This is a genomic window from Lutibacter litoralis (assembly GCF_014646675.1).
Lineage (GTDB): Bacteria > Bacteroidota > Bacteroidia > Flavobacteriales > Flavobacteriaceae > Lutibacter > Lutibacter litoralis.
The window spans coordinates 288,640-314,219 of record NZ_BMNS01000002.1 but is presented as its reverse complement, the minus strand read 5'-3'; the positions used below and the strand labels follow the sequence as shown (position 1 = coordinate 314,219).

Here is a 25,580-nt window from a genome sequence, read left to right as displayed (position 1 = left end):
CTTTATTTAACGAAATTTAAAATTGTTGAAGAAATAAAATTTAATTGCTCTTCATCTAATTCTGTATGCATTGGTAAAGAAATTACAGTATCAATCAATTCATTGGTAACTTTAAAATCAGCTTCATTATAACGTTCGTCTGCATACGCTTTTTGACTATGTAAAGGGACAGGGTAGTAGATAGCATTTGGAATTCCGTTATCTAATAAATGTTGGTGTAATTCGTTTCTTTTACCATTTAAAATTTGCAAAGTATATTGATGAAAAACGTGGCAATCACAATTTTCACAGATAAATTCACAGCTATTTCCAGTCTTAGGAGTTACAATATTTGCATTGTTTTTAAATGCATTGTTGTAAAATATTGCTGCTTTTCTACGAGCATCACAATACCCATCTAAAAGTGGTAATTTTACATTTAAAACAGCTGCCTGAACACTATCTAATCTAGAGTTAACACCAACAACATCGTGGTAATAACGCTTGTACATTCCATGGTTAACAATTCCTCTAATCGTATGTGCTAAATCATCATCATCGGTGAAAATTGCACCTCCATCTCCATAACAACCTAAATTTTTAGAAGGAAAGAAAGAAGTAGTTCCAATAGTTCCAATGGTTCCTGCTTTCTTTTTAGTACCATCTTTAAATGTGTAATTAGCTCCAATTGCTTGTGCAGTATCCTCAATTACAAATAAGTTGTGTTCTTTTGCAACTTCCAAAACGGCTTCCATATTTGCACATTGTCCGAATAAATGAACAGGTACAATAGCTTTTGTTTTTGAGGTAATTGCTTTTTTTAATGCTGCAATATCCATGTTAAAAGTATCTTTTTCAACATCAACCAGAACAGGTGTTAAATGTAAAAGCGCAATAACTTCTACAGTTGCAGCAAATGTAAAGTCGGCTGTAATTACTTCATCACCAGGTTCTAGTCCTAAACCCATCATGGCAATTTGCAGCGCATCGGTTCCATTCGCACACGGAATGACGTGTTTTACATCTAAATATGTTTCTAAATTTTTTTGAAATGAATGGACTTCAGGTCCATTTATATAGGCAGCAGATTTTAAAACTTCTGAAATTTTTGAATCAACTTGTTCTTGAATTTTAGCGTATTGACTTTGGAGGTCAACCATCTGAATTTTTTTCATGGTAAGATTTGTATGTATTCTAACAAACAAAAATACAATAAAAGACATTCCTATCCAATCTAAAATACGGATAGTTGCTACAACGTTTTATTCAAATAAATCTGATGATAAATAACGATCTCCACGATCGCAAATAATGGCAACTATAATTCCTTTTTCTATAGTTTTAGATAATTTTATAGCTGCTGTAACTGATCCTCCACTGCTCATTCCTGCAAAAATTCCTTCTTCTTTTGCAAGTCTTTTAGTCATTTCTCGAGCTTCAGTTTCACTAACTTCAATAATGATATCTACTTTTTTAGGATTGAATATTTTTGGTAAAAATTCTGGAGACCATTTTCTAATTCCAGGAATTTTAGAATTATCTGTTGGCTGTGCACCAATAATTTGTATGTTCTTGTTTTTTTCTTTTAAGAAGGTTGAAGTTCCTATAACGGTTCCAGTTGTGCCCATAGCAGAAACAAAATGTGTTATTTCGCCATCGGTATCTCTCCAGATTTCGGGACCAGTAGTTTTGTAATGTGCTTTCCAATTATCTTCATTTGCAAATTGATTTAGCATTTTAAATCCTTTTTCTGCTACCATTTTTTCGGCGTAGATTCTAGAACCTTCAATACCAATATCGCTAGAAGTTAAAGTAACTTTAGCACCGTAAGCCTGCATAGTTTGTACACGTTCTTTGGTTGAATTTTCGGGCATAACCAATTCAATTTTAATTCCAAATTGCTGTGCAATCATAGCCAGTGCAATTCCTGTATTTCCGCTTGTAGCCTCTATTAGATAGTCGTTTTTTTGTAGATCACCTCTTTCTAAGGCAGTAGCAATCATATTGAAGGCAGCTCTATCTTTTACACTTCCTCCGGGATTGTTTCCTTCTAATTTAAGGTAGAGTGAAACACCTTCTTTTGATAAAATATTCTTGGCTTTTACTAATGGAGTGTTTCCAATAAAATCGAATAAATGTTTAGATGTCATTTGTTATTTTTTTTGTTTCAATCTAATTTCAGCTTTGTGATACACCAAAGAATTTTCCGGAATTGATTCTGTAATCCATACGTTACCACCAATTATACTGTTTTTGCCAATAACAGTTTTACCTCCTAATATAGTTGCGTTGGCATAAATTGTTACATTTTCTTCAACAGTTGGATGTCTTTTTACATTTTTTAATTCTTTTGAAACTTGCAATGCTCCTAAAGTAACTCCTTGGTAAATTTTCACATGGTCTTTAATGATACAAGTTTCACCAATTACGGTACCAGTTGCGTGATCTATAAAAAAACTGTTTCCAATGGTAGCTCCAGGATGAATGTCAGTCCCTGTTTTGCTATGCGCATATTCGCTCATTAGTCTTGGAATTAAAGGTGTCTTTAGTAAATGCAATTCGTGACTAAAACGGTAAATTGCAATTGCATAAAATCCAGGGTAAGCCATGTAAACTTCTTCAATAGTATTTGAAGCTGGATCGTTGTTTACCAATTCTAGTGCGTCTAAATTTAAGTTTTCTAAAATTTCTGGAAGTTTAGATAAAAATGTTTTCCAAATAGTGCTACAGGATTCTTTATCAACTATACAAGCTAATTTGTAAATTTCATCAAAATCAATTTCTAATTGTTCAATGTTTTCAGCTACGCAAGTTTCAGCATCAAATAAAGTTTGAAATAAGTTATCTGTAAATTTTTCAGTTTTATGTTTTAAGCTGAAATTTAAGTGTGGTCGATTTTCGCTCGATATTATTTTATGAATAATACTCTCTTTTGCAGTCATAATTTTTTTAAAGCTTTCTAATTCTTTGTCGTATTTAAATTTGTTTAATTACCATTGTTGGTAAACTTTTTCAAAAGGGATTCTAAAACGCTCCCCATAAATTCCTTCAGGCTTTCTAATTCCACAAGAAATAACCATATTTATTTCGCTGCTTAATGGAAGTTTTAATAGTTTTTTAATCCGTAAAGAATCTATTCCTTCCATTGGGCATGTATCGTATTTTTCAGCAGCCATACTTAACATAAAAGTTTGTGCTGCTAATCCAGCACTTTTGTGAGCAACAATGCGCATGTCAGAATTTCTAAGCTGACGATACGTTGGTTTAAATAATCCTGTAAGCCAAGAAAAAGCAAATTTTAGGTATCCAAAAATGCCTAAAAAATCACTGTAAATTATAGGCATTAGTTTACTGTAATAGTTTTTTGCAAATTTTTCTCTAGAACTATATTCGCTTTTATTTTTTTCACCATAAATGGCATTTAAATTATTTAAGTTAGCCTTTATACGTTGTTTCCATAAATCTTTTCTAACTACAATTACAACCATTTGTTTAGCTGTGGTTGCCGCATTTTGATTTAAACAAGCGATTGCTAATTTTTTTAAAATATCTTTTGAAGTTATATGGTGAAATTCCCATAATTGCATATTACTACTTGTTGGTGCGAGTGTAGCTTGCTGAATGCATTTTTTAACTATTTCAGAATCAATTTCTTTTTGACTATCATATACTCTAACCGAGCGACGGTAATTAATTGCTTCAATAAGATTTTTCCCCATAGAAAATTATAATTACGAGTTATTAATTATGCAAACTATTACTGAATACTGCCAACTGTTAACTATATTATAGTAGATTGCCCTAAGTCAATATTATTTTTATTATAAAATGTATTTTCATCATCTAAAATAAAATCGCTTAAAAAACTCCCAACGTTTGTTGTTGAAAAATGATTTGTACTATTTAAATCTGGTGTGGTTATGTTTAACTCAATAGATTTTTCAACTGCAGTTCTAATTGCTTCTGCCTCTTCGTGTAATTGAAAATGATCTAAAAGCATTGCTGCCGATAAAACTGCCGCTAAAGGATTGGCAATATTTTTGCCTTTTGCTTGAGGGAATGAGCCATGAATTGGCTCGAACATAGCAGAATTTATTCCAATTGAAGCAGAAGCTAATAAGCCAATAGACCCTGAAATTACACTAGCTTCATCAGATAAAATATCACCAAACATATTCTCAGTTAAAATTACATCAAATTGTTTAGGGTTTAATATAAGTTGCATAGCCGCATTGTCAACAAATAAAAAGTCTAAATTTATGGTAGGGTAATTTTTAGAAATTTCAATTATGCGTTTTCTCCATAATCGTGATGTTTCTAGTACGTTCGATTTATCAATCAAAGTAAGCTTTTTGCGTCTTATTTGTGCACTTTTAAAAGCTAAATGGGCAATTCTATCTATTTCTTCAACTGTATATTTACAAACATCAAAAGCTTCGGTACCGTCTGCACTTAGTTCTTTTTCTCCAAAATAAATTCCACTAGTTAATTCTCTAAAAATTACAAAATCTACACCTTTTATTACTTCTGCTTTTAAATTAGATTGATGTATTAAAGCGTCATAAATTGAGAGTGGGCGAATATTTGCAAATAAACCTAAGCTTTTTCTAAGTTTTAGTAAACCTTCCTCTGGACGTATTTTTGCTGTTGGATTGTTATCGTATTTAGGGTCTCCAATTGCACCAAATAGAATTGCATCAGCTTCTGTACAAATTTTTAAAGTTGCATCGGGCAATGGGCTTCCGGCTTCCTTTATTGCAATTGCACCAATACTAGCATATGTAAATATAAATTCATGATTATATTTTTCTGCAATTGCATCTAATGCTTTAACGGCTTGTTGAATTACTTCTGGACCAATTCCATCGCCTGGAAGCAAAGCGATATTTAACTTCATAACTTTATTTATTGAATGTTTTTATTTCAAAATTTCAGGTCAAGTTAAGTTATTCTTTTCAAAAAAAACTAAAAATATTAGGATTATCTTCTGTATTAAATATGGACGTTTGTTTTATGAATATGATTTAATTCCATTAAGTGATGAATGTCACTATCATTTACTTCTTTATGAAAATCTGCAAACTTTAAAAACTGAGGATATACATCATCTAACTGAATTTTTGTTAAATCATAACCAACATTTTTAGCTCTATAAGCCAATGCAGCTCTACCACTTCTTGCCGTTAAAACAATTGAAGATTCTGTTACACCAACATCTTCAGGGTTCATAATTTCGTAAGTTTCTCTGTTTTTTATAACACCATCTTGATGAATTCCTGAGCTATGAGCAAATGCATTTTCACCAATAACAGCTTTGTTTGGTTGCACTACCATTCCCATACTTCTTTGTACCAATAAACTAGTGTCATAAAGTAACTTTGTATTTATGTTAGTGTCTAAATTTAAATAAGGATGTTGTTTCATAATCATAACTACTTCTTCTAAAGCAGTATTTCCTGCGCGTTCTCCAATTCCATTAATTGTGCACTCTATTTGACGTGCACCATTTTGAATTCCAGCAATTGCATTTGCAGTGGCTAAACCTAAATCGTTATGACAGTGGCAAGAAATAATTACATTATCAATGCCTTTTACATTCTCTTTTAAATATTTTATTTTCGCTCCATATTCGTCTGGTAAACAGTACCCTGTGGTGTCTGGGATGTTTAAAACTGTTGCTCCAGCTTTAATCACTTGCTCTAAAACTTTTGCCAAATATTCGTTATCTGTTCTTCCTGCATCTTCTGCATAAAACTCAACATCTTCAACAAACTTTTTTGCATACGCAGTCGCTTCGAAAGCTCGCTCAATTATTTTATCTTGAGTAGAATTAAATTTATATTGAATATGAGATTCGGAAGTACCAATACCTGTATGTATTCTTGGTCGTTTTGCATATTTTAATGCTTGTGCAGCAACTTCTATATCCTTCTTATTCGCTCTAGTTAGGCCACAAACTATTGCGTTTTTTACTAATTTTGAAATTTCTTCAACAGATGTGAAATCACCTGGACTTGAAATTGGGAAACCCGCTTCAATAACATCTACTCCCAGTAAATCAAGTCGTTTGGCTATTACTAATTTTTGTTCTGTATTTAGCTTACATCCTGGGACTTGTTCTCCATCTCTTAACGTAGTGTCAAAAATTTGGACTCGATTTTTACTCATTTCTAATTTTTTTTTATCACTTTTGAATTTCAAAAATATGGGTATACGTTTCTTTAAGTAATAGTAAATACGGTTGTTTACTATATTCAAACGGATTGTATTTTTTGTAAACAATTAATTATCAATCAGATAAAAATAAAATAGTTACAATGGCTATTGATCAAAAAGATTCACTTTTTACTTTAATAAAGTCTCTTTCTAAATCTGAGAAACGACAATTTAAATTATATGTTGGCAGATTAGGCGGAAATGCAGAGGCAAATTTTATTTCTTTGTTTAATTTATTAGACAAAGTAAATGCATACGATGACAAGCTAATTTTAGAAAAGACCCAAATAAAAAAACAACAGATTTCTAATACCAAAGCGCATTTGTATCGTCAGATTTTGGTGAGTTTGCGTTTTAATCCTGTACATCAAAATACTAGAACTCAAATTAGAGAGCAATTTGATTTTGCGGCAATTTTGTATAATAAAGGACTTTATAAACAAAGTCTTAAAATATTAGATAAGGCAAAAGACATAGCAATTAATAATGATGAAAACAATCTAGCCTATGAAATTGTTGAATTTGAGAAAGTGATTGAATCTCAATACATTACACGAAGTATTAGCAATAGAGCTGATGAACTTACGATACAAGCAAAAGAATTGAGTTTACGAAATATTAGAATTAGTAAATTATCTAATTTATCGTTGCAATTATACAGTTTAATGTTAAAGGCGGGTTATATTAAAGATGATAAGGAGTCTAAATTATTAACTGAATATTTTCAAAAAAGATTGCCAAAATACAAATTGTCTGAACTCGGTTTTAAAGAAAAATTATTTTTATATAAGGCATATTTATGGCATAGTTTAATAAAACAAGATTTTGTTTCTAGTTTTAAATATGCTCAAAAATGGGTAGATTTATTTGATGAACAACCTGAAATGAAAAAACAAAATCCTGTTTTTTATCTAAAAGGTGTTAATTATCTAGCAGAATCTTTATACCTTATTAAGTATCGAAAAAAGTTTAAAAAAGTGCTTTCAAATCTTGATTTTGATATAAGAAACGATATGATTGTTTTAAATGAAAATACCAGAACATTAGCTTTCTTATATTACAATCAAAATAAGTTAAATCTATATTTTTTAGAAGGAAAGTTTACAAAAGGATTGGATTTTGTTCAAAAGCTATTATTGGAAATTCAGCAATATGAAGAACATATAGATGCGCATCATACGATGGTATTTTATTACAAAATTGGATGCATGTATTTTGGTGCTGGAGATAATGAAAGATGTATTTTTTATCTTGAAAAAATTATTCAGAATAAAGATTTAAAAATGAGAGAAGATTTGCTATGTTTTTCTCGAGTTTTAAATTTAGTTGCTCATTATGAAGCTGGAATTGATTCTAATATCGAAAAATTGATTGTTTCAACGTATAAATTTTTGTTGAAAATGAACGATTTACATCAAGTGCAAAGAAAAATGATAGAATTTTTAAAGAACTTAAGCAATATTTATCCACAAGACTTAAAGAAGGAATTTATAAAACTACATGAAGAATTAAAAAAATATGAAAATCATCCTTTTGAAAGGAGAGCATTCTTATATCTAGACATATTATCTTGGTTAGAAAGTAAAATATATAATGTGTCCGTAGAATCCATAATTCAAACGAAAGCTAAAAAACTTTTAAAATAAATTTGAATTAATTATTAGCATATTAAAAAATATGTTACATATTTGTAACTTAATTATGAAAAACAGTATTGTCAATATTATTTCTATAAATGTCTCTGTAATTATTTACAGATGATATAGGATTGTATTGTAATTTATAAATTATAAAACCTTCCTAAATTTTAGGAAGGTTTTTTTTATTAAAAAAAAATGAGTAGCATAAAAATAATTAGTGTCATTTTAATAAAAGTCATTATTAGGTATTTAATAAATTGATGCGCTATTATTTTTAAAATATTAAAAACCTGCATCAATGTTTTGATTCAGGTTTTTTTATAATATAATCATTGTAAAAAGAATGAAGTTAACTATCATAAAATCAAAATATTATGTAAAATTATTATAATGTGGCTATTGTAAAAAAAGCAAATGAAAAAATAATAAAATAAATGACTAAATTAAATTTGCGTCTTATTGAAAAATAAATAATAGAATCTAAATTACTTTAAATATAATTTAAGATAATTAAAAAAGTATTAAATTAAATGCAACTAAATAAATATAGTAAAAGAGTAACCCAAGACCCAACACAACCTGCAGCACAAGCTATGCTATATGGTGTGGGACTATCTGATGACGATATGAAGAAGCCTCAAATTGGTATTGCAAGTACTGGTTATGATGGTAATCCATGCAATATGCACTTAAATGGGTTGGCTGGAAAAATTAAAGAAGAAGTTAATAAAAATAACGAAGTCGGTTTAATATTTAACACCATTGGTGTTAGTGATGGTATTTCTATGGGAACTACAGGAATGAATTATTCCTTACCTTCTCGTGATGTAATTGCCGATTCTATTGAAATAGTGATGAATGCACAAAGTTACGACGGTTTGGTAACTGTGGTTGGTTGCGATAAAAATATGCCAGGAGCAATTATGGCAATGTTGCGCTTAAATCGTCCATCTTTAATGGTGTATGGAGGAACAATTGCTTCAGGAAAGTACGACGGAAAAAAATTAAATATTGTTTCTGCTTTTGAAGCATTAGGACAAAAAATTGCTGGTGAAATTACAGAAGAGGAATATAAAGAAATTATAAAAAACGCCATTCCAGGAGCAGGAGCTTGTGGAGGTATGTATACAGCAAATACTATGGCTTCATCAATTGAAGCATTGGGATTCGCATTGCCTTATAATTCATCTATTCCAGCTGAAAATCCAAATAAAGAATCTGAAAGTGAGCGTATTGCAGCAGCTATTAAAAATTTATTAGAATTAGATTTAAAACCATTAGACATTATTACAAAAAAGTCGTTAGAAAACGCCGTGGCTTTGGTAAATGCTTTGGGAGGTTCAACAAATGCGGTTTTACATTATTTAGCAATTGCTCATGCAGCAGAAATTGAATTTACACTAGAAGATTTTCAACGTGTAAGCGATAGAACTCCATTAATTGCAGATTTAAAACCAAGTGGAGAATACCTGATGGAAGATGTGCATGGAGTTGGAGGAACACCGGCTGTAATGAAATATTTATTAGAAAAAGGATTTTTACATGGAGAGTGTATGACTATTACAGGTAAAACATTGGCTGAAAATTTAGCAGATGTAAAACCTCTAAGTTTTGAAGAAGATCAACAAGTAATTCACCCAACAGAAAAAGCATTAAAATCGTCAGGAAATCTTCAAATACTTTATGGAAACTTAGCTACTGAAGGTTCTGTTGCAAAAATTAGTGGAAATGAAGGGAGTTTGTTCGAAGGAAAGGCAGTAGTTTTTAATAGTGAACAAGAAGCAAATGATGGAATTGGAGCAGGGAAAGTTTCAAGAGGAGATGTTGTTGTTATTAGATATGTTGGTCCAAAAGGAGGTCCAGGAATGCCAGAAATGTTAAAACCAACATCTATGATTATGGGTGCTGGTTTAGGAAAATCAGTTGCTTTAATAACAGATGGACGATTTTCTGGAGGAACACATGGTTTTGTAGTTGGACATATTACTCCAGAAGCTCAATCAGGCGGCGGAATTGGATTGGTAAAAGATGGCGATATTATTGTAATTGATGCAGTTAACAAAACCATAAATATGAAAATCTCAGATGCTGAATTGACAAAAAGAAAAGAGCAATGGAAAGCACCTGCATTAAAACATACAAAAGGAATATTATATAAATACGCAAAAACCGTTTCTTCTGCTTCAGAAGGTTGTGTAACGGATAAATTTTAAACCTATGGAGACATTGAAAAAAGAGGTTCAACAAAAAAATACTGCAACATCTGTTAAAATTACAGGAGCCGAAGCAGTTATTAAATGCTTGTTAGAAGAAAATGCTGATTTGGCATATGGTTATCCAGGAGGAGCCATTATGCCAGTATACGATGAGATTTATAATTATAGAAAAGATTTTCATCATGTATTAACGCGTCACGAACAAGGTGCTATCCATGCAGCTCAAGGTTTTGCGCGTGTTACGGGAAAACCAGGGATTGTTTTTGCTACTTCTGGTCCAGGCGCTACAAACTTAGTAACAGGCATTGCAGATGCGCAAATAGACTCTACACCTTTGGTTTGCATAACAGGTCAGGTTGCTTCTCATTTATTGGGTTCTGATGCTTTTCAGGAAACCGATATTATTGGAATTTCAACTCCAGTAACAAAATGGAATTATCAAATAACCAAAGCTTCAGAAATTCCTGAGGTAATGGCAAAAGCCTTTTATATCGCTAAATCTGGCCGTCCAGGGCCAGTGTTAATTGATATTACAAAAGATGCACAATTTGGAGAATTAGATTTTTCATATAAAAAATGTGAAAAAATTAGAAGTTATAGAGCAATTCCTGCATTTGAAACGGAAAAAGTTGCAGAAGCTGCTTCCATAATAAATAATGCAAAAAAACCTTTTATTGTTTGGGGGCAAGGTGTAATTATTGGTGAAGCAGAACAAGAATTTAAAAACTTTATAGAAAAAACAAATATTCCTTCTGCTTGTACAGGTTTAGGTCTTTCTGCTTTGGATACTGCACATCCACTAAATGTAGGAATGGTTGGTATGCACGGAAATTATGCGCCAAATGTATTAACTAATTCTTGTGATGTTTTAATTGCTATTGGTATGCGTTTTGACGACCGTGTTACGGGTAATTTAGCAACCTATGCAAAACAAGCAAAAGTAATTCATTTTGAAATTGACCCTGCAGAGATAGATAAAAATGTAAAAACCGATGTTGCAGTTTTAGGTTCGGTAAAGGAAACTTTAGTGGAAATAATGCAATATGTAAATAAAGCAGATCATAGCGTTTGGATGCAAGAATTTGATAAATTATATCAGATTGAAAAAGAAACTGTAATTGACGATCAATTAAATCCAACTAAAGTAGGCTTAACTATGGGAGAAGTTTTAGGAGGAATTAATAAGGAAACGAATGGAGATGCGGTAATTGTAACAGACGTTGGGCAGCACCAAATGTTTGCGTGGCGTTATGCCAATTTTACAAAAACTAGAAGTAATGTTACTTCTGGTGGATTGGGTACAATGGGATTTGCATTGCCAGCAGCAATTGGCGCAAAACTTGGTGTTCCAAATCGAGAAGTAATTGCAATTATTGGTGATGGAGGGTACCAAATGACAAATAATGAGTTGGGTACAATACTTCAAACAAAAGCGGCAGTTAAAATTGTTGTGTTAAATAATGGTTATTTAGGAATGGTGCGTCAATGGCAAGAATTGTTTTTTGACAAACGTTATGCTTCCACAGAAATGGTGAGTCCAGATTTTGTAAAATTAGCACAAGCTTATGATATTGAAGCACAAAAAGTTTCAAAGCGTGAAGATTTAGCAGAAGCAATAAAAACAATGGTACAATCCAAAGAAGCCTATTTTCTTGAAGTAGTTATTGAAAAAGAAGACAATGTTTTTCCAATGATTCCTACAGGAGCAAGTGTTTCAGATATAAGATTAAGTTAATTATGGATACAATTACAAATTATACATTTTCGGTATATACAGAAAATAACGTAGGAATATTAAATCGCCTTTCAGCAATATTTTTAAAACGTCATATAAATATAGAAAGTATGGCGGTTTCAAAATCTGAAATAGACAATGTACACAGGTTTACTTTTGTAGTAAATATTACGGAAGTACAAGCTTATAAATTAGTAGGACAATTAGAAAAGCAAATTGAAGTGATTCGTGCTTTTTACCATACTCTAGATGAAATAATTTATCATGAAACTGCTTTGTTTAAAATTTCAAACGAGCATTTATATGATGAAAATATTCAGAATAAATTAAAATTTAGAAGAGCTCATATTATTTCAATTACAGAACGCTATTTTGTGATAGAGGCTTCTGGTTTAAAGGAAGACATTGATAATATGTACGATAAATTAAAGCCTTATGGTTTGTTACAATTTGTACGTTCAGGTAGAATTGCAATAACAAAACCTAAAATGGCTATTTCAGAATTATTGCAAGAAATAAATTAGTTTTAAAGTCAGAATTCAGAAATTTTCAGAATTAAGTTTGAAGACAGAGAATTACAGTGACTGAGTGGAGTAGAAGCCATTATATTAAATAGAATAAATAATTAAATAGATTAACAAAAAATAAAAATGACAAATTATTTTAACACACTTTCATTAAGAGATAAATTAGATCAGTTAGGAAAATGTAGATTTATGGATCCAACAGAATTCAGTGAAGGTGTAACAGCTTTAAAAGGAAAGAAAATTGTAATTGTGGGCTGTGGAGCGCAAGGCTTAAACCAAGGTTTAAATATGAGAGATTCTGGTTTAGATGTTTCTTATACTCTAAGACCAGCGGCAATTTCAGAAAAAAGACAATCGTTTTTAAATGCTTCTGAAAACAATTTTGCAGTAGGTACTTACGAAGAAATGATTCCAACTGCCGATTTGTTAATCAATTTAACGCCAGATAAACAACATACCGCAGTAGTTTCAGCAGTAATGCCTTTAATGAAAAAAGGCGCAACTTTATCGTATTCTCACGGTTTCAATATTGTTGAAGAAGGAATGCAAATTCGAAAAGATATTACGGTAATTATGGTAGCGCCAAAATCACCAGGTTCTGAAGTTCGTGAAGAATTTAAAAGAGGTTTTGGAGTGCCAACTTTAATTGCTGTGCATCCTGAAAATGATCCTGAAGGAAAAGGTTGGGACTACGCAAAAGCATATGCCGTTGGAACAGGTGGACATACAGCAGGGGTTTTAGAATCTTCATTTGTTGCTGAGGTAAAATCGGATTTAATGGGTGAACAAACCATACTTTGTGGATTGCTACAAACAGGTTCTATTTTATGTTTCGATAAGATGGTTGCTGAAGGAGTTGATGCAGGTTATGCATCAAAATTAATTCAATATGGTTGGGAAACAATTACCGAAGCTTTAAAGCACGGTGGAATTACCAATATGATGGATCGTTTATCAAATCCAGCAAAAATTGCAGCATTTAATGCTTCCGAAGAATTAAAAGATATTATGCGTCCGTTATTTCAAAAACATATGGATGATATTATGAGTGGGCATTTCTCAAAAACAATGATGGAAGATTGGGCAAATGATGATGTAAACTTATTAACTTGGAGAGCAGCAACAGGTGAAACAGCATTTGAAAAAACACCTGCAGCTGATGTGGAAATTTCAGAACAAGAATATTTTGACAATGGAGTATTAATGATTGCGATGGTGAAAGCCGGTGTGGAATTAGCTTTTGAAGCAATGACTGAGTCTGGTATTATAGAAGAATCTGCTTATTACGAATCGTTGCATGAAACGCCATTAATTGCAAACACAATTGCACGTAAAAAATTATTTGAAATGAACCGTGTAATTTCTGACACTGCAGAATATGGTTGTTATTTATTTGACCACGCGTGTAAGCCTTTAATTGCTGATTACGTTAAAAAAACACCAAGTAATTTTGTTGGAAGACCATTTAATGATGGTTCTAATGGTGTTGATAATAAAGAATTAATTGAAGTGAATGATGTAATTAGAAATCATCCTGTTGAAGAAATTGGAGAGTTCTTAAGAGCATCTATGACAGCAATGATTAAAATAGTTTAAAGGGAAAATTTTGACTGAAACTATTAAAAATAGTATTTCATTAGAAGAAATATACAAAGCTCAACAGAGCATTAAAGGAGTTGTGCAAGCAACTCCTTTGGTGTTTATGAAGAATTTTTCTGAACATTATAATGCCAATATTTATTTTAAAAGAGAGGATTTACAGGTAGTCCGTTCATATAAAATTAGAGGCGCATATAATAAAATTCAGGGTTTGTCAAAAGAGCAGTTACAAAACGGAATAGTTTGTGCTAGTGCTGGAAACCACGCACAGGGGGTTGCTTTTGCTTGTAAAAAATTAGAAGTTCATGGAACAATTTTTATGCCTGTTACAACTCCGCTCCAAAAAATTGAACAAGTGCGCATGTTTGGTGGAAACTTTGTAGAAGTTAAATTGTTTGGAGACAGTTTTGATGATAGCCAAAAGTCCGCTGCCGAGTTTTGTGATCTTCATAAAAGCACTTTTGTGCATCCATTTGATGATTTAGCTGTAATTGCGGGACAAGGTACTATTGGATTAGAAATTATTAATGATATTGATACAGAAATAGACTATCTGTTTATGCCTGTTGGAGGCGGAGGTTTAGCATCGGGTGTTGGTAGTGTATTTAAAAATTTAAGTCCTGCTACAAAGTTAATTGGAGTTGAGCCTAAAGGAGCACCTTCATTAACAAATTCATTAGAAAAAGGAGAAAATATCACCTTAACTAAAATAGAAAAGTTTGTAGATGGTGCGGCTGTAAAACGCATTGGAGAGCTTACTTTTGAGTTTTGTAAAGAATTATTAGACGGAACAGATACTATTTGTGAAGGTTTAATTTGTGCTACAATTTTAAAAGTTTACAATGAAAATGCTCTGGTAGTAGAACCTGCAGGAGCACTTTCAATAGCTGCTTTAGAGCAACATAAGGAGCAAATTGAAGGGAAAACGGTTGTTTGTATAGTAAGCGGAGGTAATAATGATATTACCCGAATGGAAGAAATGAAGGAGCGTGCGTTATTATATCAAGGTTTAAAACATTATTTTATTATTCAATTTCCGCAAAGAGCAGGAGCTTTAAAGGAATTTGTGGTTGATGTTTTGGGGCCTAATGATGATATTGCGTATTTTGAATACACCAAGAAAAACAATAGAGATAAAGGTCCAGCGGTAGTCGGAATAGAATTGAAATCTAAAGATGATTTTGAGCCTTTGGTTCTAAGAATGGAACAAAAAGGATTTTTAGGAGAGTATTTAAATGACAATCCACAGTTATTTCAATTCCTAATTTAATAAAATGAAGGTCTTTGATAAATAATTTGTTAATTATAAGCAACGTTTAAATAAATATTGTTAAATATTAAACAAATTGATGTTTGCTTTAAAATATTTACGTACTATTGCACCAATGAAAGTAGAGAATTTTAAAATATTATTTACACGTCGCTTCACTCGTCGCCCCTTGAGGGCTTAAATTTCTATTGATTACGGTGCGTCCGTTTTCACATTTCAAAAAAACATCAAAATACATTTATAAAATTTAAAAAGTAATCAATGAAAGTTGTTATTGCTAATATATCGCATAGTAAATATGCAGAAATTATTTGTGAGACTATTGAAGAGTCTGCAAAAGTTAGAGGTACTGGTATTGCGCAAAGAACTCCAGAATACATTATAAAAAAAATTAGCACAGGAGATGCTGTAATAGCTATTGAAAATGATGAGTTTGCGGGGTTTTGTTATATAGAAACTTGGGACAATGCTTCTTTTGTTGTAAACTCTGGATTAATTGTACATCCAAATTATAGAAACCAAGGATTGGCAAAAACCATCAAAAAGAAAATCTTAGAATATTCAAAAGAAAAGTATCCTGACTCAAAGATTTTTGGAATTACTACTGGTTTGGCCGTCCTAAAAATTAATTACGAATTAGGCTACCAACCAGTAACTTTTTCTGAATTAACTACAGATGAAGCATTTTGGAATGGTTGTAGAACCTGTAAAAATTTTGATGTTTTAACTAGAACAGAGCGAAAAATGTGTTTGTGTACTGGAATGTTATACGATCCAAAACATGAAAAGAACCTAAAAACACACAAATACAATTCAAAAGTATTAAGTAGATTAAAAAGAATAAAACAAGCATTATTTTTAAAAAAGAATAATAAATAAAGTCATGGAAAAAGTTGTAGTTGCATATAGCGGAGGTTTAGACACATCATATTGTGTAAAATATTTACAAAACGAACTAAATTTAGAAGTTCATAGTGTATTGGTAAATACAGGAGGTTTTTCTTCAGAAGAATTAAAAATAGTTGAAGCAAAAGCTTATGATATGGGCGTAAAATCTCATACAAATCAAAATATCTTAGATATTTATTACGATAAAGCCATTAAATATATGGTCTATGGAAATGTATTAAAAAATAATACATATCCTTTGTCGGTAAGTGCAGAGCGTGTTTTTCAAGCAATTGAAGTAGTAGAATATGCTAAAAAAATAAATGCAAAATATATTGCTCACGGAAGCACGGGTGCAGGAAACGATCAGGTGCGTTTTGATATGATTTTTCAAACATTAGCGCCAAACATTGAAATTATTACGCCAATTAGAGATTTGAAATTATCTAGACAAGAAGAAATTTCATATTTAGAAAAGCATGGTGTAGATTACCCTTGGTCTAAAGCAAAATATTCTATTAATAAAGGAATTTGGGGCACAAGTGTTGGAGGTGTTGAAACATTAACATCACACCAAGCTTTGCCTGAGGAAGCATATCCAAGTCAGTTAGAAAAAACAGAACCAACGGATATTAAACTACATTTTGAAAAAGGACAAATTGTAGGTTTGAATGATGAATTTGATACGTCAGTAAATACTATTTTAAAGCTAGAAGCAATTGCTTCAAAATATGCTATTGGTAGAGATATTCATGTTGGTGATACAATTGTTGGAATTAAAGGTAGGGTTGGTTTTGAAGCTGCAGCGGCTACCGTAATTATTAAAGCCCATCATCTATTAGAAAAACATGTGCTTTCTAAATGGCAACAAAATTTAAAAGAAGGTTTAGGTAGTACTTACGGAATGTTATTGCACGATGGCCAATATTTTGAACCTGCAATGCGAGATATTGAAGCGTATTTAACCAATTCTCAAAAAACTGTAACAGGAGAAGTTTTTGTAACTTTAAAACCATATCATTTTAGTTTAAATGGAATTGAATCTAAACACGATTTAATGAAATCTAAATTCGGCGAATATGGAGAAACGAATAAAGCTTGGTCTGCAGAAGACGCCAAAGGATTTATTAAGATCTTGGGTACTGCAAACAAAATTTATCACAGTGTAAATTCAGAATTATGATTAAGGTAGGAATAGTTGGGGGAGCTGGCTATACAGCGGGTGAATTAATAAGATTGCTGGTAAATCACTCTCAAGTAGAACTGGATTTTGTGTACAGTACGTCAAATGCTGGGAATTTTATATATCAAGTACATCAAGATTTATTGGGAACATTAGACTTGAAATTTACCGATACAATAAATAAAAATGTAGATGTCTTATTTTTATGTCTAGGGCACGGAAATTCAACTGCTTTTTTAGAAAATAATTCCTTTTCTAAAAGCACTAAAGTTATTGATTTAAGCAATGATTTTAGATTAAAAGCAGATGCTGTTTTTCAAGGGAAAGAATTTGTATATGGACTTCCAGAACTTCAGAAAGACAACATTAAAATAGCAAATCATATAGCAAATCCAGGTTGTTTTGCAACATCAATTGAGTTGGCCTTGTTGCCTCTGGCAAATGCAGGTTTGTTAAATGGTTCTGTACATATTAATGCAACTACAGGAGCTACAGGAGCTGGAGCTTCTCCTGGGGCAACAACACATTTTGCGTGGAGAGATAATAATTTTTCGGTGTATAAAGCTTTTACACATCAGCATCTAGGTGAAATAGGAGAAAGTTTAAAAGCACTTCAAAATAATTTTAATAATGAGTTGTTTTTTATTCCAAATAGAGGGAATTTTAGTAGAGGAATTTTTACTTCTATCTATTTAAAATTTGATGAAAGAATAGAAAAAGCATATCAATTATTTGAAGATTATTATAAAGAAGCCGTTTTTACACACGTATCTAAAATACCAATTCATTTAAAACAAGTGGTAAATACCAATAATTGTTTCTTGCATTTACAAAAGCACGAAAGAATGTTGTTAATAACTTCAGAAATAGATAATTTATTAAAGGGAGCGTCTGGTCAAGCAATTCAAAATATGAATTTAATGCTTGGTTTTGAGGAAACAGAAGGATTAAAATTGAAAGCTAATTCATTTTAGTTTATTGATAATATGTAAAATGTTTGTCATTCCTGCGAAAGCAGGAAACCAGAACCAGACAAGCTATAGATTCTTGCTTTTGCAGGAATGATAAGTAATTAAGATATTAAACCAACAATATGAAAATAGCAATTTTAGGTACAGGAAATTTAGGATATTCAATAGCTATTGGTATTTTGTCTCAAGACAATTTTAAGTTCAAGAATTTATACCTAACAAAACGAAATACTGAATCTTTAGAAGGTTGGAGTAAATTGCCAAATGTTAAAATTTCAACCGAGAATAAAAGAGCAGTCCGCTTTTCTGATGTTATTATTATTGCGGTGCAACCAGCCCAAATACAGGGGGTTTTAGATGAAATTAAAGAAGTAATAAACCCTAAAAGGCATACAGTTATTTCCGTTGTAACTGGTAGGAAAATTGCCGATATTGAAGCTGTATTAGGAACTGAAGTGGCTATTGTTAGAAGTATGCCAAATACGGCTATTTCTGTGGGTCAATCAATGACTTGTTTAAGTGTCAATTCAAGAGGGAAAAAGAATATAGAATTTGCAAAAACAATTTTTAATTCTTTAGGCCAAACTATGTGTATCGAAGAAAATTTAATGCAAGCAGCAACTGTAATTTGTGCTAGTGGAATAGCATTTTGGATGCGTCTAATTAGGGCAACTACCCAAGGTGCTGTTCAGCTTGGTTTTGATGCTGAGGAAGCACAGGAATTGTCTATGCAAACTGCTTTAGGAGCTGCTAGTTTACTTATAAAATCTGGAAATCACCCAGAGCAAGAAATAGATAAAGTAACCACTCCAAGTGGTTGTACTATTGAAGGTTTAAACGAAATGGAACACCAAGGTTTAAGCTCTTCATTAATAAGAGGTTTAGTAACTTCGTTCGAAAAAATTAATCAGATTTAAAAATTGAATTATGGAATTATTTGATGTCTATCCGCTCTATAATGTAAAGCCTGTAAAAGCTGAGGGAGCATATGTTTGGGATGAAAATGGAATAAAATATTTGGATTTATATGGTGGTCACGGAGTTATTTCTGTGGGACATACACATCCAAAGTATGTTCAATCTATTACCCAACAATTAAATAAAATTGGGTTTTATTCAAATTCAATTCAAAATCCGTTGCAACAAGAATTAGCCGAAAAGTTAGGACGCATTTCTGGGTGTGAAAAATACAATTTATTTTTATGTAATTCTGGTGCTGAGGCAAATGAAAATGCATTGAAATTAGCTTCTTTTGTTACTGGAAAAAGTAGAATAGTGTCGTTTAAAAATGCCTTCCATGGTAGAACTTCTGCAGCAGTTGCCGCAACCGATAATTTAAATATTAATGCACCTATAAATTTACAGCAAGAAGTAACTTTTCTTCCTCTAAATGATATTGGATTGGTAATTCACGAATTGGGAAAAGGAGATGTCGCAGCAGTTATTATTGAAGGAATTCAGGGTGTTGGAGGTTTGGATGAAGGCGAGAAGAAATTCTTTAAAAAAGTTAAAAAGGCATGTAAAAAGAGTAAAACTTTATTGATTTTAGATGAAATTCAGTCGGGATACGCTAGAAGTGGTCAATTTTTTGCATTTCAACATCATAAAATAAAACCAGATATTATTACTACAGCCAAAGGAATGGCAAACGGTTTTCCAATAGGTGGCGTGTTAATTTCAAAAAGGATTAAAGCAAAATACGGAATGTTAGGTACAACTTTTGGTGGGAATCATTTAGCATGTGCCGCAGCAATTTCTGTATTAGATATTATTGAAGAAGAGCATTTAATGGACAATGTAAATGAAGTGTATAACTATTTTTTAAAAGAAATTAAATCCGTTCCAAAAATTAAAAAAGTAAAAGGAAAAGGCTTGATGTTAGGTCTTGAATTTGATTTTGAAGTAGGAGAATTAAGAAAAAAGCTAATTTTTGATAAGCATATTTTTACAGGTGGTTCTAGTAATAAAAATTTACTAAGAATATTGCCACCTTTAACAATAACAAAAGAGCAAGTAGCTATTTTTATAAATGCATTAAAAGAAGTTTTGGTATAATGAATTCACTATTATCAGAAAAACAGCGGAATGATGTTTTATATATGATGGCTGAATTAATAGCAGATGAAAAAGACGCTATTTTAGCAGTAAATAAAATTGAATTGGATTCATGTTTTGGTGACAAATTGTCTATAAGTATAGGTAAATTGCATCATAAGGGGTCAAAAGGTTTTAAGTATTTGGTAAAAAATAAATGGTATGTTTTTGGCGATGGGGAAATCAGGTAAAAAACGCATATTATTGAAGATTGGTTCCAATGTTTTAACAAAAGAAACCAATCAAATTTCTAGAGGTAAACTAGAGGATATTGCGCGTCAAATAGCTTCTTTAAAAGATGAGTATGAATTTATAATTGTAAGTTCAGGCGCAATTGCGGTTGCAAAGCAATTTGTTCAATTAGAAAGTAATGGCAAACCAATAAATGTAAAACAAGCATTGGCATCTATTGGACAACCCCATTTGATGCGTATTTTTCACGAGAATTTTTGGGAATTAGGCCTTCTAACGTCACAGTGCTTATTGTCGTATTCAGATTTTAAAGAGGAAGAATCAAAAACCAATATAAAAAACACAATTAATGTGTTGGTTAAAAATAATTACATTCCAATTATTAATGAAAATGATACCGTTGCAACCGATGAAATTAAATTTGGTGATAACGATAAACTATCTGCTTTAGCTGCAGCACTTTTAAAAGTAGATATGCTAATAATAGCAACAAATACTAACGGAATTTACACCAAAGAATCTATTGAAGCTAGAGGTTTTCAAACTATTAAAGAAACTTCAAATATTGAAGTTTTAAAAACTCAAATACAAAATGCTATTTCTATGCACGGAACAGGTGGAATGACTACAAAAATTGACGCAGCTGAAATTGCACAAAAAGCAAATATTGAAACTTGGATTGTAAACGGATTAAATGATAACTTTATAGTGAATGCGATTAATAATACATCAAAATTTACTAAAATAATTTTAAAATAAAATGCAAAATTACTTACATATCAACGATTTAGATAATCTGCAGGCAGTTGTAGATGAAGCTGTTGAATTAAAAAAGAATGAACTCGAATTTGGTTTTCTTGGTAAAGGAAAAACTATTTGTTTGCTTTTTTTTAATAATAGCCTTCGTACGCGTTTAAGCACTCAAAAAGCAGCTCAAAATTTAGGTTTAAACTGTATTGTTATGAATTTTGGGAGTGAAGGTTGGCAACTAGAGTATGAAGATGGAGTTAAAATGAATCAAGATAAATCTGAACACGTAAAAGAAGCTGCAAAAGTAATTGCACAGTATTGTGATATTGTTGCAATTAGAGCTTTTGCAAGTTTAACTGATAAAGAAAAGGATTTAGCAGAGGTTGTATTAAACAATTTTAAAAAGTACGCAGGAATACCGGTAGTAAATATGGAAAGTGCAACAGGGCACCCATTACAAGCTTTGGCTGATGCAATTACTATGGAAGAAAATAAAGTTCCACACAAACCAAAAGTAGTGCTTTCTTGGGCACCACATCCAAAAGCTTTACCACATGCAGTTGCAAATTCGTTTGTAGAAATGATGCAGTTGCAAGATGCAGATTTTGTAATTACACATCCAAAAGGGTATGAATTGGATCCGAAAATTACTAAAAATTCTAAAATTGAATACAACCAAGAAAAAGCCTTAGAAAATGCAGATTTTGTGTATGTAAAAAACTGGAGTTCTTTTAAAGAATATGGAGAAGTAATGATAAGTGATCCTAATTGGATGTTAACAGCGGATAAAATGAAATTAACAAACAGTGGAAAGTTTATGCATTGTTTGCCAGTTAGAAGAAATGTAATTGTAGCCGATGAAGTAATTGATTCAAGAAATTCTATTGTTATAGAACAAGCAAATAATAGAACATATGCTGCTCAAATTGTGTTGAAAAAAATACTTGAAAGTTTATAATTATGATTTTGTCATTCTGAATGAAGTGATAACGAAATGAAGAATCTCAATTAATGAGATGTGATACTTCGCTTTGGTTCAGTATGACATTCGAAATAAATTCAAATAATGAAAAACCAAATATTAAAAATTGTAAAAATAGGAGGAAACGTCATAAATAACGAAGATGCGTTGCGCTCCTTTTTAAAAGATTTTGCAGCTTTAGAAGGACCTAAAATATTGGTTCATGGGGGAGGGAGAAAAGCTTCAGAGGTTTCCGCAGCTATGGGATTGGAACCTAAAATGATTAATGGACGTAGGGTGACTGATGAAGCAACAGTTGAGGTTGTAACTATGGTGTATGCCGGTCTACTCAATAAGAAAATAATAGCCAATTTGCAAAGTTTTGGATGTAATGCAATGGGACTTTCTGGCGCCGATGCCAACTGTATTTTAGCACACAAACGTATTGTAAAAGATATTGATTATGGGTTTGCGGGCGATGTTGACGCTATAAATTCAGAAATAATAGGTGTGTTAATTAAAAATAATGTAACTCCAGTTTTTTGCGCGATTACCCACGATAAAAATGGACAATTATTAAATACAAATGCAGATACAATTGCATCAGAAGTTGCCATTGGAATGAGTAATCTATATAAAACAGAACTAAATTTTGTTTTTGAATTAAAAGGTGTCTTGGAGGATATAGAAGATAAAAATTCGGTTATAGAACAAATTAATTCAGAAAAATATGAACAACTAGTAGTTAAAGGAGTTATTGCTGATGGAATGCTTCCTAAAATGCACAATTGTTTTAATTCACTTGAGAAAGGTGTTGATAAGGTGAAAATAGGAGATGCTTCATTAGTAAAAAGTTCAACTAAATTATACACGACATTAAGTTTGTAAAAATGATAAAACAACTTACAGAAGAAGCTATTGAATTGCTTCAAAAATTAATTTCGAAACAATCGTTTTCAGGAGAAGAAAATGAAACAGCTTTGCTAATAATGCAATGGTTTTCAGATCATAATATAAAATTTGAAAGTGAAGTTCATAATGTTTGGGCAAAGAATAAATATTTTGATCCTTCAAAAAAAACAATTTTATTAAACTCTCATCACGACACTGTTAAACCGAACAAAGGATATACGCGTGATCCTCTGCTTCCAGAAATTATTGATGGAAAATTATACGGTTTGGGAAGTAATGATGCCGGAGGTTGTTTGGTTTCATTATTAGCAACATTTACATATTTATATGATAGAAAAGATTTAAAATATAATTTTGTAATGGTGGCTTCAGCAGAAGAAGAAAATACGGGGCCAAATAGTTTGGTAAGTATTATTCCTATATTGCCAAAAATTGATTTTGCCATTGTTGGGGAACCAACTTTAATGAATTTGGCAATTTCAGAAAAAGGATTGATGGTATTAAATTGTGAAGCTAAAGGAACTTCTGGACACGCAGCTCATGGAAATGCAGATAATGCAATTTACAATGCAATTAAAGATATAAATTGGTTTCAAACATATGAATTTCCAAAGATTTCAGAAACGCTAGGAAACGTTAGAATGACTGTTACACAAATTGAAGCAGGAAGCCAACACAATGTAATTCCTTCAAGTTGTAAATTTGTGGTAGATGTTCGTGTAACTGACTGTTATTCAAATCAAGAGGTTTTTGAAATTATACAGGAAAATGTAAGGGCAGAGGTTTGTCCAAGATCACAACGTTTAAACTCTTCATCAATTCCAAAAGAGCATGAGATAGTAAAAGCGGGTATTAAATTAGGAAGAACAACTTATGGTTCGCCAACAATCTCAGATCAGGCAATATTAACCTGTCCTTCTCTAAAATTAGGTCCAGGAGAAAGTTTACGTTCACACACAGCCGATGAATTTATTTATATTCGAGAAATTGAAGAAGGAATAGATTTGTATATTAAAATATTAGAAAAAATGATCTAGTTAAAAGTTGAAATGTGAAAAGGTTAAAAAGTTTAACTTAGATCTTAACACTATTAAACCATTCAACTATTTAACCATTAAACATACATAAAATGAAACTTTGGGATAAAGGATTTTCAACCGATAAAAAAATTGATATTTTCACTGTTGGAAACGATAGGGAATTAGATTTAATTTTAGCAAAATATGATGTAATTGGGAATTTAGCTCACGCTAAGATGTTACATAAAATAGGCTTGTTGACTTCAGAAGAAATTAAAAATTTAGAAGTTGAATTGAATGCTATTTTGAAAACTATTGAATCTGGAGAATTTACTATTGAAGATTCTTTTGAAGATGTACACTCTAAAGTTGAATATTTATTGACTGAAAAACTTGGAGATACTGGTAAAAAAATTCATACCTCACGTTCTAGAAACGATCAGGTTTTAGTCGATATACATTTATATTTAAAAGATGCTTTAACTGAAATAAATGAAGGAGTTGATGATTTATTTGATTTGTTGATTAAGTTGGCAGAACGTTACAAAAATGTATTATTACCTGGTTATACGCATTTACAAGTAGCAATGCCATCATCATTTGGATTGTGGTTTTCGGCGTATGCAGAAACCTTAATAGATGATATTTACTTTTTAAAAGCAGCATATAAAGTGGCGGATCAAAACCCTTTAGGTTCAGCTGCTGGTTATGGAAGTTCTTTTCCAATTGATAGAGATGAAACTACCAAATTGTTAAATTTTGAAACACTGAAATACAATTCTGTTGCAGCTCAAATGGGACGTGGAAAGTTGGAAAAATCGGTTTCATTTGGATTGAGTTCTGTAGCTGCAACGTTGGCTAAAATGAGTATGGATATTTGTTTGTATATGAGTCAGAATTTTAATTTTATTTCTTTTCCAGATGAATTAACAACTGGTTCAAGTATTATGCCTCATAAAAAAAATCCAGATGTTTTTGAGTTAATTCGAGGGAAATGTAATAAGCTACAGGCATTGCCAATTGAGTTTACAATGATTACTAATAATTTGCCAAGTGGTTATCACAGGGATTTACAATTGCTAAAAGAAGGATTAATTCCTTCATTTTCTACCTTAAAATCTTGTCTGGAAATGCTGACCTATTCATTGCAAAATATTAAAGTTAGAGAAGATATTGTTGAAGAAGATAAGTATTTGTATTTGTTTAGTGTTGAGGAGGTTAATAAGCTAGTGCAGAATGGAACTCCGTTTAGAGATGCTTATAAAATAGTAGGAAAAAATATAAATGATGGTAATTTTAATCCAGATAAAGCTGTAAATCACACCCATAAAGGAAGTTTAGGTAATTTATGTTTGGATGAAATTGTGGCTAAATTTAAAAGAGCAAATAGTTTTTAGTTGCAAGGATGTTGTAGAGTCATAAAACTAT

The 25,580-nt window shown here is 31.5% G+C and carries 23 protein-coding genes; 17 read left to right on the top strand and 6 right to left on the bottom strand.

All coding sequences use genetic code 11. The features are described 5' to 3' along the window. Positions 1-2 precede the first annotated feature (2 nt). The 6 genes from IEW75_RS04115 to IEW75_RS04090 form a co-directional block, all read right to left on the bottom strand. Positions 3-1,154, bottom strand: a complete 1,152-nt coding sequence (locus IEW75_RS04115; RefSeq protein WP_134247354.1) for a DegT/DnrJ/EryC1/StrS family aminotransferase — start codon at positions 1,152-1,154, stop codon at positions 3-5. Between the two features lie 87 nt (positions 1,155-1,241). Then, positions 1,242-2,129, bottom strand: coding sequence for a cysteine synthase CysM (cysM, locus tag IEW75_RS04110; RefSeq protein WP_134247355.1), 888 nt, complete (start codon positions 2,127-2,129; stop codon positions 1,242-1,244). Positions 2,130-2,132: 3 nt separating this feature from the next. After that, positions 2,133-2,921 (bottom strand): serine O-acetyltransferase, encoded by a 789-nt coding sequence (locus tag IEW75_RS04105; RefSeq protein ID WP_134247356.1) that lies wholly within the window; start codon positions 2,919-2,921, stop codon positions 2,133-2,135. 48 nt (positions 2,922-2,969) lie between these two features. Continuing rightward, entirely contained in the window at positions 2,970-3,698 is a 729-nt protein-coding gene (locus tag IEW75_RS04100; protein ID WP_134247357.1) for a nitroreductase family protein, read from the bottom strand. A gap of 62 nt (positions 3,699-3,760) precedes the next feature. Then, positions 3,761-4,876, bottom strand: a complete 1,116-nt coding sequence (gene leuB / locus IEW75_RS04095) for a 3-isopropylmalate dehydrogenase (protein ID WP_134247358.1) — start codon at positions 4,874-4,876, stop codon at positions 3,761-3,763. Positions 4,877-4,971: 95 nt separating this feature from the next. Further along, entirely contained in the window at positions 4,972-6,147 is a 1,176-nt protein-coding gene (locus IEW75_RS04090; protein WP_134247359.1) for a 2-isopropylmalate synthase, read from the bottom strand. A gap of 149 nt (positions 6,148-6,296) precedes the next feature. On the opposite strand from IEW75_RS04090, the gene IEW75_RS04085 reads away from it, so the two are divergent. From IEW75_RS04085 to argH, 17 genes are all read left to right on the top strand, one after another. After that, positions 6,297-7,841, top strand: coding sequence for a hypothetical protein (locus tag IEW75_RS04085; RefSeq protein ID WP_134247360.1), 1,545 nt, complete (start codon positions 6,297-6,299; stop codon positions 7,839-7,841). A 524-nt stretch (positions 7,842-8,365) separates the two neighbouring features. After that, positions 8,366-10,048, top strand: coding sequence for a dihydroxy-acid dehydratase (ilvD, locus tag IEW75_RS04080; protein ID WP_134247361.1), 1,683 nt, complete (start codon positions 8,366-8,368; stop codon positions 10,046-10,048). Between the two features lie 4 nt (positions 10,049-10,052). Then, a complete protein-coding gene (gene ilvB, locus IEW75_RS04075) occupies positions 10,053-11,786 on the top strand; it encodes a biosynthetic-type acetolactate synthase large subunit (RefSeq protein ID WP_134247362.1) in 1,734 nt (577 codons plus the stop codon). 2 nt (positions 11,787-11,788) lie between these two features. After that, positions 11,789-12,310 carry an acetolactate synthase small subunit gene (gene ilvN / locus IEW75_RS04070; protein WP_134247363.1) on the top strand — a complete coding sequence of 174 codons (522 nt, stop codon included), beginning with the start codon at positions 11,789-11,791 and terminating at the stop codon, positions 12,308-12,310. Between the two features lie 126 nt (positions 12,311-12,436). After that, complete coding sequence (gene ilvC / locus IEW75_RS04065) at positions 12,437-13,909, top strand: ketol-acid reductoisomerase (RefSeq protein ID WP_134247364.1); 1,473 nt, start codon at positions 12,437-12,439, stop codon at positions 13,907-13,909. Between the two features lie 10 nt (positions 13,910-13,919). Next, entirely contained in the window at positions 13,920-15,182 is a 1,263-nt protein-coding gene (gene ilvA, locus IEW75_RS04060) for a threonine ammonia-lyase IlvA (protein WP_134247365.1), read from the top strand. Positions 15,183-15,443: 261 nt separating this feature from the next. Continuing rightward, a complete protein-coding gene (locus IEW75_RS04055) occupies positions 15,444-16,061 on the top strand; it encodes a GNAT family N-acetyltransferase (protein WP_134247366.1) in 618 nt (205 codons plus the stop codon). Positions 16,062-16,065: 4 nt separating this feature from the next. Then, entirely contained in the window at positions 16,066-17,253 is a 1,188-nt protein-coding gene (locus tag IEW75_RS04050; RefSeq protein ID WP_134247367.1) for an argininosuccinate synthase, read from the top strand. After that, positions 17,250-18,227, top strand: a complete 978-nt coding sequence (argC, locus tag IEW75_RS04045) for an N-acetyl-gamma-glutamyl-phosphate reductase (RefSeq protein WP_134247368.1) — start codon at positions 17,250-17,252, stop codon at positions 18,225-18,227. Before IEW75_RS04050 ends, argC begins: the two co-directional genes overlap by 4 nt. Before the next feature lie 119 nt (positions 18,228-18,346). After that, positions 18,347-19,141 (top strand): pyrroline-5-carboxylate reductase, encoded by a 795-nt coding sequence (proC, locus tag IEW75_RS04040; RefSeq protein ID WP_134247369.1) that lies wholly within the window; start codon positions 18,347-18,349, stop codon positions 19,139-19,141. Positions 19,142-19,151: 10 nt separating this feature from the next. Then, positions 19,152-20,279, top strand: coding sequence for an aspartate aminotransferase family protein (locus tag IEW75_RS04035; RefSeq protein WP_134247370.1), 1,128 nt, complete (start codon positions 19,152-19,154; stop codon positions 20,277-20,279). Next, positions 20,279-20,509, top strand: coding sequence for a hypothetical protein (locus IEW75_RS04030; RefSeq protein WP_134247371.1), 231 nt, complete (start codon positions 20,279-20,281; stop codon positions 20,507-20,509). The genes IEW75_RS04035 and IEW75_RS04030 overlap by 1 nt, the downstream gene beginning before the upstream one ends. Then, positions 20,493-21,269: a glutamate 5-kinase gene (gene proB / locus IEW75_RS04025; protein ID WP_134247978.1), complete on the top strand. Its 777-nt coding sequence runs from the start codon at positions 20,493-20,495 to the stop codon at positions 21,267-21,269. Before IEW75_RS04030 ends, proB begins: the two co-directional genes overlap by 17 nt. Before the next feature lies 1 nt (position 21,270). After that, the gene (locus IEW75_RS04020; RefSeq protein WP_134247372.1) at positions 21,271-22,218 is read left to right on the top strand and encodes an N-acetylornithine carbamoyltransferase; all 948 of its coding nucleotides are present in this window, start codon (positions 21,271-21,273) and stop codon (positions 22,216-22,218) included. Between the two features lie 108 nt (positions 22,219-22,326). Beyond that, positions 22,327-23,109 (top strand): acetylglutamate kinase, encoded by a 783-nt coding sequence (gene argB, locus IEW75_RS04015; protein ID WP_134247373.1) that lies wholly within the window; start codon positions 22,327-22,329, stop codon positions 23,107-23,109. A gap of 2 nt (positions 23,110-23,111) precedes the next feature. Next, entirely contained in the window at positions 23,112-24,170 is a 1,059-nt protein-coding gene (locus IEW75_RS04010) for a M20 family metallo-hydrolase (RefSeq protein ID WP_134247374.1), read from the top strand. Between the two features lie 92 nt (positions 24,171-24,262). Beyond that, positions 24,263-25,549 carry an argininosuccinate lyase gene (gene argH / locus IEW75_RS04005; protein ID WP_134247375.1) on the top strand — a complete coding sequence of 429 codons (1,287 nt, stop codon included), beginning with the start codon at positions 24,263-24,265 and terminating at the stop codon, positions 25,547-25,549. Positions 25,550-25,580: the final 31 nt, after the last annotated feature.

What these genes read in the sequence shown, in the direction of transcription:
- IEW75_RS04115 (WP_134247354.1), bottom strand. Translation starts at nt 1,154, where the DNA reads ATGAAAAAAATTCAGATGGTTGACCTCCAAAGTCAATACGCTAAAATT.
- cysM (WP_134247355.1), bottom strand. Translation starts at nt 2,129, where the DNA reads ATGACATCTAAACATTTATTCGATTTTATTGGAAACACTCCATTAGTA.
- IEW75_RS04105 (WP_134247356.1), bottom strand. Translation starts at nt 2,921, where the DNA reads ATGACTGCAAAAGAGAGTATTATTCATAAAATAATATCGAGCGAAAAT.
- IEW75_RS04100 (WP_134247357.1), bottom strand. Translation starts at nt 3,698, where the DNA reads ATGGGGAAAAATCTTATTGAAGCAATTAATTACCGTCGCTCGGTTAGA.
- leuB (WP_134247358.1), bottom strand. Translation starts at nt 4,876, where the DNA reads ATGAAGTTAAATATCGCTTTGCTTCCAGGCGATGGAATTGGTCCAGAA.
- IEW75_RS04090 (WP_134247359.1), bottom strand. Translation starts at nt 6,147, where the DNA reads ATGAGTAAAAATCGAGTCCAAATTTTTGACACTACGTTAAGAGATGGA.
- IEW75_RS04085 (WP_134247360.1), top strand. Translation starts at nt 6,297, where the DNA reads ATGGCTATTGATCAAAAAGATTCACTTTTTACTTTAATAAAGTCTCTT.
- ilvD (WP_134247361.1), top strand. Translation starts at nt 8,366, where the DNA reads ATGCAACTAAATAAATATAGTAAAAGAGTAACCCAAGACCCAACACAA.
- ilvB (WP_134247362.1), top strand. Translation starts at nt 10,053, where the DNA reads ATGGAGACATTGAAAAAAGAGGTTCAACAAAAAAATACTGCAACATCT.
- ilvN (WP_134247363.1), top strand. Translation starts at nt 11,789, where the DNA reads ATGGATACAATTACAAATTATACATTTTCGGTATATACAGAAAATAAC.
- ilvC (WP_134247364.1), top strand. Translation starts at nt 12,437, where the DNA reads ATGACAAATTATTTTAACACACTTTCATTAAGAGATAAATTAGATCAG.
- IEW75_RS04055 (WP_134247366.1), top strand. Translation starts at nt 15,444, where the DNA reads ATGAAAGTTGTTATTGCTAATATATCGCATAGTAAATATGCAGAAATT.
- IEW75_RS04050 (WP_134247367.1), top strand. Translation starts at nt 16,066, where the DNA reads ATGGAAAAAGTTGTAGTTGCATATAGCGGAGGTTTAGACACATCATAT.
- argC (WP_134247368.1), top strand. Translation starts at nt 17,250, where the DNA reads ATGATTAAGGTAGGAATAGTTGGGGGAGCTGGCTATACAGCGGGTGAA.
- proC (WP_134247369.1), top strand. Translation starts at nt 18,347, where the DNA reads ATGAAAATAGCAATTTTAGGTACAGGAAATTTAGGATATTCAATAGCT.
- IEW75_RS04035 (WP_134247370.1), top strand. Translation starts at nt 19,152, where the DNA reads ATGGAATTATTTGATGTCTATCCGCTCTATAATGTAAAGCCTGTAAAA.
- IEW75_RS04030 (WP_134247371.1), top strand. Translation starts at nt 20,279, where the DNA reads ATGAATTCACTATTATCAGAAAAACAGCGGAATGATGTTTTATATATG.
- proB (WP_134247978.1), top strand. Translation starts at nt 20,493, where the DNA reads ATGGGGAAATCAGGTAAAAAACGCATATTATTGAAGATTGGTTCCAAT.
- IEW75_RS04020 (WP_134247372.1), top strand. Translation starts at nt 21,271, where the DNA reads ATGCAAAATTACTTACATATCAACGATTTAGATAATCTGCAGGCAGTT.
- argB (WP_134247373.1), top strand. Translation starts at nt 22,327, where the DNA reads ATGAAAAACCAAATATTAAAAATTGTAAAAATAGGAGGAAACGTCATA.
- IEW75_RS04010 (WP_134247374.1), top strand. Translation starts at nt 23,112, where the DNA reads ATGATAAAACAACTTACAGAAGAAGCTATTGAATTGCTTCAAAAATTA.
- argH (WP_134247375.1), top strand. Translation starts at nt 24,263, where the DNA reads ATGAAACTTTGGGATAAAGGATTTTCAACCGATAAAAAAATTGATATT.